The sequence below is a fragment of the Antarctobacter heliothermus genome, assembly GCF_900188425.1.
Taxonomy (GTDB): Bacteria; Pseudomonadota; Alphaproteobacteria; order Rhodobacterales; family Rhodobacteraceae; genus Antarctobacter; species Antarctobacter heliothermus.
This window is the reverse complement of record NZ_FZON01000031.1, coordinates 23,040-36,465: the sequence shown is the minus strand read 5'-3', so window position 1 is coordinate 36,465 and position 13,426 is coordinate 23,040. Positions and strand designations below refer to the sequence as shown.

Below are 13,426 nucleotides of genomic sequence, written 5' to 3'. Positions count from 1 at the left end.
GAAGGATGATCGGGACGCTGTGCCATTTGCAGCGCTTCGGGCGGCACACAAGCGTGACAGGTTCAGGACAGATTTGGCGGCCATCCGTCACATGAACTGGCGGAGGGGCCTGCCCCGCTGCGTGATGCCCGGACCACGACAGGTGGCCCGCAAAATAAAGGGCCCCGCGAAAACGCGGAGCCCCGTTTGAGCGGGCAATGCCCGGACCCGTTTACGAGATGCGGTTGAGCAGCTCGCCCAGCGAGGCCTTGGCGTCGCCGTAGAACATCCGCGTGTTGTCCTTGTAGAACAGCGGGTTTTCGATGCCGGAGTAACCGGTGCCCTGCCCGCGCTTGGACACGAAGACCTGCTTGGCCTTCCAGCATTCCAGAACCGGCATCCCGGCGATGGGGCTGTTGGGGTCTTCCTGTGCCGCCGGGTTCACGATGTCGTTGGAGCCGATGACGATGGCCACATCCGTATCCGGGAAGTCCTCGTTGATCTCGTCCATTTCCAGAACGATGTCATACGGCACCTTTGCCTCTGCCAGGAGCACGTTCATGTGCCCCGGCAGACGGCCCGCGACGGGGTGAATGGCGAAACGCACCTCTTTGCCCTGCGCCCGCAGGCGGCGGGTCAGTTCGGCGACGTTCTGCTGCGCCTGCGCCACGGCCATGCCGTAGCCCGGGATGATGATGACGCTGTCCGCCTCTTCCAGCGCCTGTGCCACGCCGTCGGCGTCGATGGCGATCTGTTCGCCCTCGACCTCCATCGCGGGACCGGAGGTGCCGCCAAAGCCGCCCAGGATCACGCTGACAAACGACCGGTTCATCGCCTTGCACATGATGTAGGACAGGATGGCACCGGAGGAGCCGACCAGCGCGCCGACCACGATCAGCAGATCGTTGCCGAGGCTGAAGCCAATCGCCGCCGCCGCCCAGCCCGAGTAGCTGTTGAGCATCGAGACAACCACCGGCATGTCGGCGCCGCCGATGCCCATGATCAGGTGATAGCCGATGAACAGCGCCGCCAGTGTCATCAGGAACAGCGGGAAAAAGCCGCCGGTGCCCATGTACCAGAACAGGCACAGCACGGAGATCGCCGCCGCAGCCGCGTTCAGCATGTGACCGCCGGGCAGCTTTTCCGCCTTGGAGGTCAGTTTGCCCGCCAGTTTGCCAAAGGCCACAACCGACCCGGTAAAGGTCACCGCACCGATGAAGATGCCAAGGAACAGTTCAACCCGCAGGATGCTCTGCTCGACGCCGTCTTTCTTGGCGATCAGGGCGGCGAACCCCTCAAGCGATTTGCGCGCGGTTTCGTCCATGGCCAGAACACGGCCCAGTTCGATATGCGCGTTCAGGCCGACAAAGACCGCTGCGAGGCCGACAAGGCTGTGCATCGCCGCCACAAGCTGCGGCATCTCTGTCATCTCGACCTTCTTGGCGACGTACCAGCCGATACCGCCGCCCGCCGCGATCAGGATGATCGACAGCAGCCAGAGGCCAGAGCCCGGCCCGATCAGCGTGGCAAAGACCGCAAGGCCCATGCCGACAATGCCGTACCAGACCGCGCGCTTTGCGCTTTCCTGGCCCGAAAGTCCCCCCAGCGACAGGATGAAGAGGACAGCTGCGACCACATAGGCCGCGGTGGTGAATCCGAAATCCATGATCCCCTACCCCTTTACGATTTCTGGAACATGGCAAGCATGCGCCGCGTGACGAGGAACCCGCCAAAGATGTTGATGCCCGCCATGAAGACCGACACGGCCGCCAGCAGGATCACAAGGAACGACCCCGATCCGATCTGCATGAGCGCGCCCAGAATGATGATCGACGAGATGGCGTTGGTGATCGCCATCAGCGGTGTGTGCAGCGAATGCGACACGTTCCAGATGACCTGGAAACCGATGAAGACCGACAGCACAAACACGATGAAGTGCTGCATAAAGCTGGCCGGGGCCACCAGACCCACCGCCAGCAACAGACCGCCGCCAACAGCCAGCAGGGTGACCTGCTGTTTGGTCTGCGCCTTGAAGGCGGCGACCTCATTGGCGCGCTTTTCCGCAGGCGTCAGTTCCTTGACCTTTTCCTTTGGCTTGGCCGCGATGGCTGCAACCTTGGGCGGAGGCGGCGGGAAGGTGATTTCCCCCTTGTAGGCCACTGTTGCGCCGCGGATCACATCGTCTTCCATGTTGTGATTGACCTTGCCGTCCTTGTCGGGCGTCAGGTCGGTCATCATGTGACGGATGTTGGTGGCGTAGAGCGTCGAGGATTGCGTCGCCATGCGGCTGGGGAAGTCGGTGTAACCGATGATCGTGACACCGTTTTCGGTGACGACCTTTTCATCCATCACGGTGCCTTCGGCGTTGCCGCCCTTTTCGGCGGCAAGGTCGACAATCACCGAACCCGGTTTCATCGACGCGATCATGTCCTCAAGCCACAGCTTGGGGGCCGGGCGGTTGGGGATCAGCGCCGTGGTGATGACGATGTCGATGTCGGGCGCCAGTTCGCGGAATTTCTTCAGCTGCGCTTCGCGGAACTCGGGGCTGGAGACGGCGGCATAGCCGCCGGTTGCCGCGCCGTCCTGCTGGGCCTCTTCGAAGTCCAGATAGACAAATTCCGCGCCCATCGACTCGACCTGTTCGGCCACTTCGGGGCGCACGTCAAAGGCGTAGGTGATCGCGCCAAGGCTGGTCGAGGTGCCGATGGCGGCAAGACCGGCCACACCGGCACCGACCACCAGAACCTTTGCCGGGGGCACCTTGCCCGCCGCCGTGATCTGGCCGGTAAAGAAGCGGCCAAAGTTGTTGCCCGCCTCGATCACCGCGCGGTAGCCCGCGATATTGGCCATCGACGACAGCGCGTCCATCTTTTGCGCGCGGCTGATGCGCGGCACCATTTCCATGGCGATGACGTTGCCGCCCTTCTCCTTGGCCAGTTCCAGCCCCTCGGCGTTGCCGCCAGGGTTGAAGAAGGTGATCAGCGTCTTGTCCGGCGTCATGTGATCCAGTTCGCCGGCGGTGGGAATACGCACCTTGGCGATGATGTCCGCCTGCGCCCAGAGCGCCAGTGCATCCTCCACAACCGTCACGTCGGCGGCGGCATAATCCGCGTCGGCGAAGCCCGCCAAACGGCCTGCGCCCGCCTCGATGAGGCAGTCATACCCCAGTTTCTGCAACTGGCGCGCCGAGTCCGGCGTCATCGCCACTCGGGCTTCGCCTGCCTCGACTTCCTTAGGTGTCCCGATTTTCACGTCTCTCATCCCCCTCGTTCAGGAATTCCGTGCCCGACGCCTGAACGACGCCGGATTTGGCAATGGGTCTACAGGGCTGACCCATCCGCCACAACCAAACCAAGAGGCCGTATTTCACAGCTTTCCCGGGAATCAAACCCATCTTCGCGTTTGTTGCGCGTATCGCGCGAAGTCAGCAACAAACTTGCGGCGCAAACGGGCTTCTTCGGGCACGATAAAGCGCTTTTCAATCACCCAGACAAAGATCGGCAGCAATGGCAGCGCCAGCACCGCGTCCCAATACAGGATCATCCCGGCAAGGATCATCGAATCGCCCAGATAGATCGGGTTGCGGGAGCGTTTGAAGATGCCGCTGGTCACCAGCCGGTCCGCGTCCCGGTGCGGGATCAGCGTGGTGCGGTGGCGTCGCATCTCAGACGCGGCAAGACCCATCAGGATCAGCCCGCCGCCCACCAGCAGCCCGCCCAGCAGATCAGCCCAAGCCGGGCCAAAGCTGAGGCCCAGCCCGTAGTATGTGGTTTGCAGCCACGCCAGCACAAGCGCGCCGGTCAGCCAGACCGGCGGCATATCAATCCATTTCAACACGGCAGTCCCCTTGGTTTCCGTCGCGTGATATCTATGGCGCGCCGCGTCCCGTTCTGAGCCGACGAAAGGCCGCAGCGCGCCAGTCAGCGGGTTTTATTCCCACTCCATCTCTTCGAACACACGGCCTGCGTTCTTGGTGGCCAGTTCCTCAAACGTGTCCAGATGCGCCCATGCGCTCTGGTCCACATAGTAGGCGTCGGTCAGGTCGCCGCCGTCGTCGATGTGCTGGCCGATCTTGGCGCGCAGATCCTTGAGATAGTCCGAGGTATAGCGCGTCACCTGCGCCATGTTGGTCGGGTGGCCGTGCCCCGGGATCACATAGGTTGCGCCCAGCGCGGTGAACGGGCCGTCAAACGTCTCGATCCAGCAACTGGTGCAGGTGTCGGCAAAGATCGGCGGCATGCGTTCGTGAAAGGCGATGTCACCGGCGATCACGATGCCCCACTGGGGAATCCAGACCTGTGTGTCGCCCGGCCCATGCGCGGACCCAAGGTGCAGCACATTTAGCGTCACATCGCCCATTTCGACGGTATAGGCATCCGAGAACGACAGGTTCGGCACCGCAATGCGCGTGCCCTCCCCCTTGTCCTGATTGTAGCGCATCATCCCCTGCAGGATGAAATCGCCGTTTTCCTCAACCTCGTGGATGGCGTCGTCATGGGCGAGGATATCGACCCCCAGATCGGCCCAGTACGAGTTGCCAAGGATGGCATGGCCCTGCCCGTTCTCGTTGATCACCAGTTTCACCGGTTGGTCGGTGATGGACTTGATCTCATCGTGCAGGGCGGCCGCCAGCCGGGCCGAGGCTCCGCCGTTGATCACCACCACGCCGTCGCCGGTGATGACAAAGGACAGGTTGTTGTTGTGGCCCGAATTTTCATAGGTCGGCGGCGCGGTGGCGCCGATGGCGGAAAACACATGCGGAATAACCTCGACAGGTTTGTCGTAGAGTTCCGATTGCGGGTATTTGTCGGCGATATCCTCGCTGGCCAGCGCGGCGGTGGCGCAGAGGGCCAGAACAGAGGTCAGTCCAGAGATCTGGGCAATACGTTTCATGAGATCCTCCCGATAATCACAATCATATTCACATGCGTGAATAGCATTGCCAAGCGATCCGTCGCGGACCTCTTGTCACAGGGTTTTGCCGCTGTAGGCTGCGGACAATACGGGAGGATTACATGCTGAACGGAAAACACGCACTGGTCACCGGCGGCGGCAGCGGCATCGGGCTGGCCATCGCGCGGGCGCTGGCCGCCGAGGGCGCGCAGGTGACGATCACCGGTCGTCGGATCGACCGGCTGGAGGCGGCGCGCGGCGACCACATCTTTCCGCTGGCGATGGATGTGATGGACGAATTTTCGGTTGTCCAAGGCGTGGCTGAGGCCGTGGCGGCGCGGGGTCCGATCCAGATCTGCGTGCCAAACGCCGGGATTGCCGAGGGGCGGTCGATCCTCAAGACCGATATGGAGTTCTGGCGCACGATGATGGCGACCAATGTGGACGGCGCGTTCCTGACCATCCGCGAGTCGTTGAAAACCATGGTAAACACCGATTGGGGCCGGGTGATTGCGGTGTCGTCGATTGCCGGGATACGGGGGCTGAAAGGCGCACCGACCTACACCGCGTCCAAGCACGCGTTGCTGGGCCTGATCCGCGCGTTGGCGGCGGACTATGCCAAGAAACCCTTTACCTTCAATGCGCTGTGCCCCGCCTATGTAGACACCGATATCGTTGACATGAACGTCACCTCGATCATGCAGCGCACCGGCTGGTCCGAGGCCGAGGCCCGCGCCACCATGGTCAACGTCAACCCCCACGGGCGGCTGATCGCCCCCGAAGAGGTCGCGCAGGCGGCGGTCTGGCTGTGTCACGACGCATCGGGCAGCGTGAACGGTCAGGCGATCCAGATCGCGGGCGGAGAGGTGTAACCCGCCCGGAGGTCCGGGTGCATTGCCGCCCTTTGAGGCCAGCCCGTCAGGGGCAGAACACAAAGCCGGAGTTGTCGGTGATGCAGGCACCCTGATTGATGCAGACGTCCCGACACCCTTCCAGTTTGGCGCTGCACTCTTCGTAGACCACCTCATCGTCGGCCACCGCCTGCGCCGCCAGCCCGGTGGACACGCAACTGTCGTAGGAGGTCATGCAAGAGGTGTCACACTGCGAGGCGCCGGCGGCCAGAATGACGGTCAGTCCGCTGACCGACAAGGCCGACGGACCACAAAGAGTCCCGGCCTGAACGGCCCCCATCGGCATGATGGCCAAAGCCACCACTACAAAACGTCTGAAAACTCCTGAGGTCATATCGAATTCCTTGCAAATCTGGGCGCGCTGGTCTGGCACCCACCCCCGAAGTGCCCAGCCTGCGCCGGAAAGGTCCGAATTGCCAAGAAGTTTCCGCAGCGTAAGTCTAGTCGGGGATGGGTGCCGGGGCAGATGACCGGGCCAATGCCGGGGCGCATTGGTCTGTCAAAAGGCTGTCAAACAGGGCATTCCCCTCTTTGCCGCGCCGCAGACCGCGCAGGGATCCGGGCAATCAGCGGCTTTGCGGATCGTCCCGGGCGGGCACGCTTGACGCGCCGCCCCGTCGATGCAACTTGACGTTAAACCCCTCTCGCAGGCTGGGTTCCCCGACGCGGGCCCCTACATTCAGGACGTCATCAGGAGGACGACATGGCCACCACGCTCACCGTCAACGGCACCGCCCAGGAGGTGGATCTGCCCGAAAACGTGCCGCTGCTCTGGGCGTTGCGCGACGCGCTCAACCTGACCGGGACCAAGTTCGGTTGCGGTGTCTCTGCCTGCGGCGCCTGCACGGTGCATATCGATGGCGAGGCGGTGCGCTCCTGCCAGATCCCGATTGGCGATGTCTGGGGTGAGGTGACCACGATCGAGGGGCTGGGCACGCCTGATGCGCTGCACTCGCTACAACAGGCCTGGATCGACCACCAGGTCGCGCAATGCGGCTACTGCCAGTCCGGCCAGATCATGCAGGCCGCCGCGCTGTTGGCGGAAACCCCCAACCCCAACGATGACGACATCGACGCCGCAATGCAGGGCAACCTGTGCCGCTGCGGCACCTACCCGCGCATCCGCGCCGCCATCAAATCCGCCGCTGAAGGAGCCTGAGCCATGGCAAGCATCGGCAAGATCGCCCGCCGCACCTTTTTGTTCGGGGCCGTGGCCGTCGCGGGCGGCGCCGCCTTTGGCGCGTGGTACGTCACCCGCCCCGCTCCCAACCCGCTGAAGCCCGCCGAGGGCGAGGCATCGCTGAACGCTTTTGTGCTGATCGACGCCGAGGGTGTGACACTGGTCGCGCCGCGCGCCGAGATGGGTCAGGGCACCATGACCACATGGGCCGCGCTGATCGCCGAGGAAATGGACCTGGCCTGGGAGGACGTGCGCGTCATCCACGGCCCGCCCGCGCAGGCCTATTACAACAGCGCCCTGATGGGCGAAGGCCAGACCCACAAGGGCTATGACGCCTCATCGTTCCAGCATTCGCTGGGTGAGGTCATGGGCCTCATGGGCAAGGTGTTTTCCATGCAGGTCACTGGCGGGTCCACCGCCATGAAGGACGGCTATGAGCGGATGCGCGTCACCGGCGCGGCCACGCGGGAGATGCTCAAGACCGCCGCCGCACAAAGGCTGGGCGTCGGGCTGGACGAGTTGCGCACCGAAAACGGCGCGGTGATTGCACCCGACGGCACCGCGATCCCCTATAGCGATCTGGCCGCCGAGGCCGCAGAGGTCGAACCGCCCAAGGTCGAGCTGCGCGAGCGGTCGGATTGGAAGCTGCTGGGCACCTCATTGCCGCGCAAGGACGTCCCCGGCAAATCCACCGGCACCGCACAGTTCGGCATCGACACCCGTCTGCCCGGAATGCGCTATGCCGCCGTGCGCATGGCCCCCACGCGGGGCGGCATGACATCCTTTGACGCGTTTGAGGCCAGCCGCATGCCGGGCGTCGAAAAGGTGGTCGATCTGGGCGACGGGCTGGCGGTCATTGCCACCAACACATGGCTGGCGCAGCAGGCTGTCGATGCCATCCCGGTGGAATGGGGCCCCTCACCCTACCCCGAAACCACCGAGGACATGACCCGCGCTATCGACGCGGCATTTGACGCAGAGCCGAATTCGACCCTGCGCGACGACGGCGATGTTGACAAACTGCCCTCTGGCGCGCAGCGCATCAAGGCCGAGTACCGCGTGCCGTTCCTGGCCCACGCCACGATGGAGCCGATGAACGCCACCGCCTGGTTTGATGGCACGCACCTGCGGATCTGGTGCGGCAACCAGGGGCCGACCTTTCTGCGCGACGCCTGCGCCGCCGAGGCCGGGATCGCCCCCGAAGAGGTCGAGGTCAATGTCACGCTGATGGGCGGCGGTTTTGGCCGGCGCGGTGAGTTCGACTATGCGGTGATCGCCACCCGCGTGGCGAAGGCCATGCCCGGCACGCCGGTCAACGTCACCTGGTCGCGCGAAGAGGACATGACGCATGACTTCTACCGCCCTGCCGCTGCCGCACGCATCACCGGCGCGGTGGCGGATGGCAAGGCGCTGACCTTTGATGCGCGGGTGTCATCACCGTCGATTGCCGAACAGGCGTTGGACCGCTGGGTCGGCTTTGCCCCCGGTGGCCCCGACAAGGGCATTGTCGACGGGATCTACAACCAGCCCTACGGCATTCCCAACTACCGGGTGACCGGCCACAAGGCCGAGATCACCCCGCCGCTGGGGTTCTGGCGCTCTGTCGGGGCCAGCTTTAACGGGTTTTTCCACGAAAGTTTCATGGACGAACTGGCCCATGCGGCAGAGGCCGATCCGCTGCAATTCCGTCTGGACCTGACGCGCGACGAATGGCTGCCCGCCTACTATGTGCTGGAGGCGGTGCGCGACATGAGCGGCTGGACCGGCCAGACAGAGAATGGCGTCGGGCGCGGCATCGCCATGGTCTACAGCTTTGGCACGCCCTGCGCGATGGTGATCGAGGTGCGCGACGTGGACGGCATGATCCGGCTGACCAACGCATGGATCGCCGCCGATCCGGGCGTGGCGCTGGACCCGTCGATCATCGAGGCACAGCTGACCGGGGCCATGGTCTACGGGCTGTCGGCAGCGATGGGCGAAGAGATCACCTTTGCCGGTGGCGTGGCGGAACAGAAGAACTTTCCCGACTACGATCCGCTGCGGATGCCGCAGATGCCTGCGGTCGAGGTCAGGATTCTGGAAAATCAGGACCGCCTGAACGGGGTCGGCGAGGTTGGCACCCCGCCCGCCGCCCCGGCGCTGGCCAACGCACTGTTTGACCTGACCGGCAAACGGGTGCGCGAGCTGCCGCTGAACAAGGCGTTCGAGTTCTACGTCTGACACCGGCGCGCCCGGTTTGACCGGGCGTCATCCCCGGGGGCCGCGCGTTTGAAACGCAGGACCGTTTGAAAATCGTGAACGCGCCGGGAAAAGCGTCTTTGTCCTTGCGCGGATAACGGCCTTGGCCGACCATCAGGCCATCCCTCCCGGGGATGTTCCCGGGCACGTTCTACACCGTCAACGATTTTGGCCCTCGCCTTTGCAGCGGGGGCCTTTTTTCTGCCCGGAGATTTACGGGACCAAAGGCTCAGCTGGCGGCGCGCAGATCCTTGGGGCCGTTTTCGGCCCATGCGTGGACAGCCCGCCCAAAGGCGGCGAACAGGGGGCGCGACACAGGATCGTTGGCGGCGTTCCACTCCGGGTGCCACTGGACGGACAGGGTAAACCCCGGCGCATCGCGGACATGGATCGCCTCTGGAGTGCCGTCAGGCGCATGTCCTTCGACCACGATGCGCGCGCCGGGGGTCTTGATCCCCTGCCCGTGCAGCGTGTTGGTCAGCACCTCGGTCGCGCCGAACAGCCGGTGAAAGACGCCGCCCTCTGTCAGGGACACCTTGTGGCGCAGGGCGAATTTCTCTTCCAGCGTGCCGTCGGGGGGCATGCGGTGGTTCATCCGGCCCGGCAGATCGCGGATTTCCGGGTAAAGCGTGCCGCCCATGGCGACATTGACCTCCTGGAAACCGCGACAGATGCCCAGAAACGGTTGGCCGCGCTGGACGCAGGCCCGCACCAGCGGCAGGGTGATGGCATCGCGGTTGCGGTCAGGCTGGCCATGGGCCTCTGTCCATTCCTCGCCGTATTCCTCGGGGTGGACGTTGGGACGGCCGCCTGTCAGCACAAAACCGTCGCAGGCCTCCAGCAATTCCTCGACCGTGACCAGACGCGGATCGGAGGGGATCACCATGGGCAGACAGCCCGCCACCTCTGACACCGCCTGGGAATTCATCGTGCCGCCTGCGTGGGTCGGGTACTGATCGTTGATCATGTACTGGTTGCCGATGATGCCGACGATGGGGCGCGCCATGAATCCTGCTCCTTGTGAACAGCCGATGTTTAGACCACATCGTCCGCCACGAAAAGTGTTGGCCCGCACAGAGCGCCCTGCACCCGCACACAAGGCGCGTGCGCTGCCCGTTGTAGAGGCATTCGCCAAAAACAGGCACCGCGGCTTCTTCTGTCCAAAAATATCCCGGGGGAGTCGACCAAAGGGAGACGGGGGCAGCGCCCCCGTCCGCCCTCGCCCCCCCACGGTGGCCCGGAGGCGGCGCGCTCAGCCCGCCGCCTTTAGCTCCAACCGGCGACGGTGCAGCACAGGTTCGGTATAGCCAGAGGGTTGCACCCGGCCCTCCAGCACCAGTTCGCAGGCCGCCTGAAAGGCCACCCCGTCAAAGCCCGGCGCCATGGGCCGGTAGGTTGGATCACCCGCATTCTGGCGGTCGACCACCTCTGCCATGCGCTTCATGATCTCCATGACCTCATCGCGGGTGACAACCCCGTGGTGCAGCCAGTTGGCGATATGCTGGCTGGAGATCCGGCAGGTGGCGCGGTCCTCCATCAGGCCCACATCGTTGATGTCCGGCACCTTGGAACAGCCCACGCCCGCATCGATCCAGCGGACAACGTAGCCAAGGATGCCCTGGGCGTTGTTTTCGACCTCACGAGTGACCTGTTCGGGCCGCCATTTGCGGAAGGTGGCCAGCGGGATTTCCAGCACTGCGTCCACATGGGCGCGGCGGCCCCCGGCGCGCAGCGCCTTTTGCACCGCAAACACATCGACCTTGTGATAGTGCAGCGCGTGCAGCGTGGCGGCGGTGGGCGACGGCACCCAGGCGCAGTTGGCCCCCGCCTTGGGGTGTTCGATCTTGGCCTCCAGCATGGCGGCCATCTTGTCGGGCATGGCCCACATGCCCTTGCCGATCTGCGCGCGCCCCGACAGGCCGCATTCCAGACCGATATCCACATTGCGCGCCTCATAGGCCCCGATCCAGCCTTTGCGCTTGATGAAATCCTTGCGGGAAAACGGCCCCGCCTCCATCGAGGTGTGGATCTCATCGCCGGTGCGATCCAGAAAGCCGGTGTTGATAAAGGCGACCCGGTGCTTTGCCGCGCGGATACATTCCTTGAGGTTGACGCTGGTGCGGCGTTCCTCGTCCATGATGCCCAGTTTCACGGTGTAGCGCGGCAGGTTCAGCGCCTGCTCGACAAAGGTGAACACCTCATCGGCAAAGACGACCTCATCGGGGCCGTGCATCTTGGGTTTGACGACGTAGACAGAGCCATGGTGGCTGTTGCGCAGGCCGCCTTCGGTGCGGCCCAGGTCATGTTTGGCGATCAGCACGGTGATCATCGCGTCCATCAGACCCTCAAAGATCTCCGAGCCATCGCGCAGCAGGATCGCCGGGTTGGTCATCAGGTGGCCGACATTGCGCACCAGCATCAGGGCGCGGCCCTTGATCGTGAACGGTGCGCCATCAGAGCCGAGGAATTCGTGGTCCGGGGTCAGACGCCGGGTCAGGGTTTCGCCACCCTTCTCGAAACTCTCGGTCAAGTCGCCCTTCATCAGGCCCAGCCAGTTGGCATAGGCCAGCGTCTTGTCCTCACCATCGACGCAGGCGACCGAATCCTCACAGTCCATGATGGCTGAGACGGCTGATTCCAGCCGCACATCTGCCAGCCCCGCCTGATCGCGCGCGCCAATCTGATGAGTCCGGTCAAAGACCAGCTCTACATGCAACCCGTTGTTGCACAGCAACACCGCCTCGGGTGCCTTGGGGTGACCGCGATAGCCGCGAAACTTGGACGGATCGGCCAGCGGAGAATCGTCCACCAGCAGCGCCCCGCCTTTGACGTGATAGCGCCGGGCATCCGCATGGCTGACACCCTCGACCGGAAACGCCTCATCCAGAAACACCCGCGCGCGGGCGATGACACGCGCCCCGCGCCCCTTGTCATAGCCGCCTTTGGGCGGGTTTGAGCCGATGGCATCGGTGCCGTACAGCCCGTCATACAGGCTGCCCCAGCGGGCATTTGCGGCGTTCAGCGCGTAGCGGGCATTGGTGATCGGCACCACCAGTTGCGGGCCGGGAACAGTGGCAATCTCGGGGTCGGTGCTTGCCGTCTCGATCTCGAAATCCCCGCCTTCGGGGCGCAGGTAGCCGATTTCCGACAGGAATGCCTTGTAGGCCTCATGGTCGTGCGGCTGGTTGGCGCGGGCCTTGTGCCAGTCGTCGATCTGGCCCTGCATTGTCTCGCGGGTGTCCAGCAGCGCGCGGTTGCGGGGGCCAAAGTCATGCGCCAGTGCCGACAGCCTGTCCCAGAAGGCATCCGCCGCAATGCCCGTCCCCGGCAAGGCCTGCTCTTCGATGAACGCAGCCAGACGTGTGTCAACGTCCAGACCTGCGCGCGCTACACGGTCGACCATGGTATACCTCTTCTGATGTCTTGACGCGGACCGTAGCATTCTGTTTCCGATAGGCAACAAGTGGCATCGCATTTATTGCCGTCCCGAAGGAGAAGCTGTTTCAGGCTAAGTTTGAAACACCACTTTCTCGGGCAAAGCGCAAAAGGGGGGCACGCATGGCAGAACATGAGGTCGATCTGGACAGCTGGCCCCGGACCGAACAGTTCCGATGGTTCAAGGGATTCGCCCGGCCGCACTACGCGGTGACCGTCCGGCTGGACGCCACCCGGCTGATGACGGAGCGCAAGCCAAAGGGCACCTCGGTCTTTCGCGCCTGTCTGCATGCCATCGGGCACGGGCTGCACGCGGTGCCGGAACTGAACATGCGGTTTCGCGGTGACGTGGTCGTGCGCCATGACAGGGTGCTGCTGTCATCGCCGGTGCCACGCCCCGAGGGCGGGTTCAACTTCTCCTATGTGCCGTTCCACGAGAATTTCGCACAGTTCGACACAGGCGCCGTCGCGGCCATTGCAGAAGCGCGGCAGCGAACAACGCTGGAGGCGAACACCGGGCGCGGCGACGCGGTGGCCTATATGTCCTGCCTGCCGTGGATGGATTTCACATCGCTGGACAACGCCATGCCCCATGCCGATGACTGCATCCCGCGCGTGGCCTGGGGCAAGATCGTCCCCGAGGGCGCGTGCTGGCGCATGGCGATGAGCCTGCAGGTGCATCACGCGCTGGTGGACGGCGAGCATCTGGGCGCGTATTTCGCCGCTGCACAAGAGGCGCTGGATGGGGACTGAGGCAATGGGGCGATCCCGCCCCATGCCAGTCCATCTG

Annotated in this window: 11 protein-coding genes; 4 read left to right on the top strand and 7 right to left on the bottom strand. The window is 64.1% G+C overall.

What is annotated here, in order from left to right:
• Window positions 1–211 precede the first annotated feature (211 nt).
• The 4 genes from CHB90_RS15470 to CHB90_RS15455 form a co-directional block, all read right to left on the bottom strand.
• Window positions 212–1,645 carry an NAD(P)(+) transhydrogenase (Re/Si-specific) subunit beta gene (locus tag CHB90_RS15470; RefSeq protein WP_089278765.1) on the bottom strand — a complete coding sequence of 478 codons (1,434 nt, stop codon included), beginning with the start codon at window positions 1,643–1,645 and terminating at the stop codon, window positions 212–214.
• A 14-nt stretch (window positions 1,646–1,659) separates the two neighbouring features.
• The gene (locus CHB90_RS15465; RefSeq protein ID WP_089278786.1) at window positions 1,660–3,231 is read right to left on the bottom strand and encodes a Re/Si-specific NAD(P)(+) transhydrogenase subunit alpha; all 1,572 of its coding nucleotides are present in this window, start codon (window positions 3,229–3,231) and stop codon (window positions 1,660–1,662) included.
• Window positions 3,232–3,363: 132 nt separating this feature from the next.
• Entirely contained in the window at window positions 3,364–3,798 is a 435-nt protein-coding gene (locus tag CHB90_RS15460) for a methyltransferase family protein (protein WP_089278764.1), read from the bottom strand.
• 111 nt (window positions 3,799–3,909) lie between these two features.
• Complete coding sequence (locus CHB90_RS15455) at window positions 3,910–4,872, bottom strand: MBL fold metallo-hydrolase (protein WP_089278763.1); 963 nt, start codon at window positions 4,870–4,872, stop codon at window positions 3,910–3,912.
• Between the two features lie 122 nt (window positions 4,873–4,994).
• Here CHB90_RS15455 and CHB90_RS15450 point away from each other — a divergent pair, with 122 nt between their 5' ends.
• Entirely contained in the window at window positions 4,995–5,744 is a 750-nt protein-coding gene (locus CHB90_RS15450) for an SDR family NAD(P)-dependent oxidoreductase (RefSeq protein ID WP_089278762.1), read from the top strand.
• Window positions 5,745–5,790: 46 nt separating this feature from the next.
• Here CHB90_RS15450 and CHB90_RS15445 read toward each other — a convergent pair whose 3' ends face one another.
• Window positions 5,791–6,117, bottom strand: coding sequence for a hypothetical protein (locus tag CHB90_RS15445; protein ID WP_089278761.1), 327 nt, complete (start codon window positions 6,115–6,117; stop codon window positions 5,791–5,793).
• 369 nt (window positions 6,118–6,486) lie between these two features.
• On the opposite strand from CHB90_RS15445, the gene CHB90_RS15440 reads away from it, so the two are divergent.
• Window positions 6,487–6,942: a (2Fe-2S)-binding protein gene (locus CHB90_RS15440; RefSeq protein ID WP_089278760.1), complete on the top strand. Its 456-nt coding sequence runs from the start codon at window positions 6,487–6,489 to the stop codon at window positions 6,940–6,942.
• 3 nt (window positions 6,943–6,945) lie between these two features.
• Window positions 6,946–9,183, top strand: coding sequence for a xanthine dehydrogenase family protein molybdopterin-binding subunit (locus tag CHB90_RS15435; RefSeq protein ID WP_089278759.1), 2,238 nt, complete (start codon window positions 6,946–6,948; stop codon window positions 9,181–9,183).
• A 247-nt stretch (window positions 9,184–9,430) separates the two neighbouring features.
• Here the strand turns inward: CHB90_RS15435 and CHB90_RS15430 are convergent, their stop codons facing one another.
• Both CHB90_RS15430 and CHB90_RS15425 read right to left on the bottom strand, forming a co-directional pair.
• Entirely contained in the window at window positions 9,431–10,207 is a 777-nt protein-coding gene (locus tag CHB90_RS15430) for a gamma-glutamyl-gamma-aminobutyrate hydrolase family protein (RefSeq protein ID WP_089278758.1), read from the bottom strand.
• Between the two features lie 246 nt (window positions 10,208–10,453).
• Window positions 10,454–12,604, bottom strand: coding sequence for a malate synthase G (locus CHB90_RS15425; RefSeq protein ID WP_089278757.1), 2,151 nt, complete (start codon window positions 12,602–12,604; stop codon window positions 10,454–10,456).
• 155 nt (window positions 12,605–12,759) lie between these two features.
• On the opposite strand from CHB90_RS15425, the gene CHB90_RS15420 reads away from it, so the two are divergent.
• Window positions 12,760–13,389 carry a chloramphenicol acetyltransferase gene (locus CHB90_RS15420; RefSeq protein WP_089278756.1) on the top strand — a complete coding sequence of 210 codons (630 nt, stop codon included), beginning with the start codon at window positions 12,760–12,762 and terminating at the stop codon, window positions 13,387–13,389.
• Window positions 13,390–13,426 lie beyond the last annotated feature (37 nt).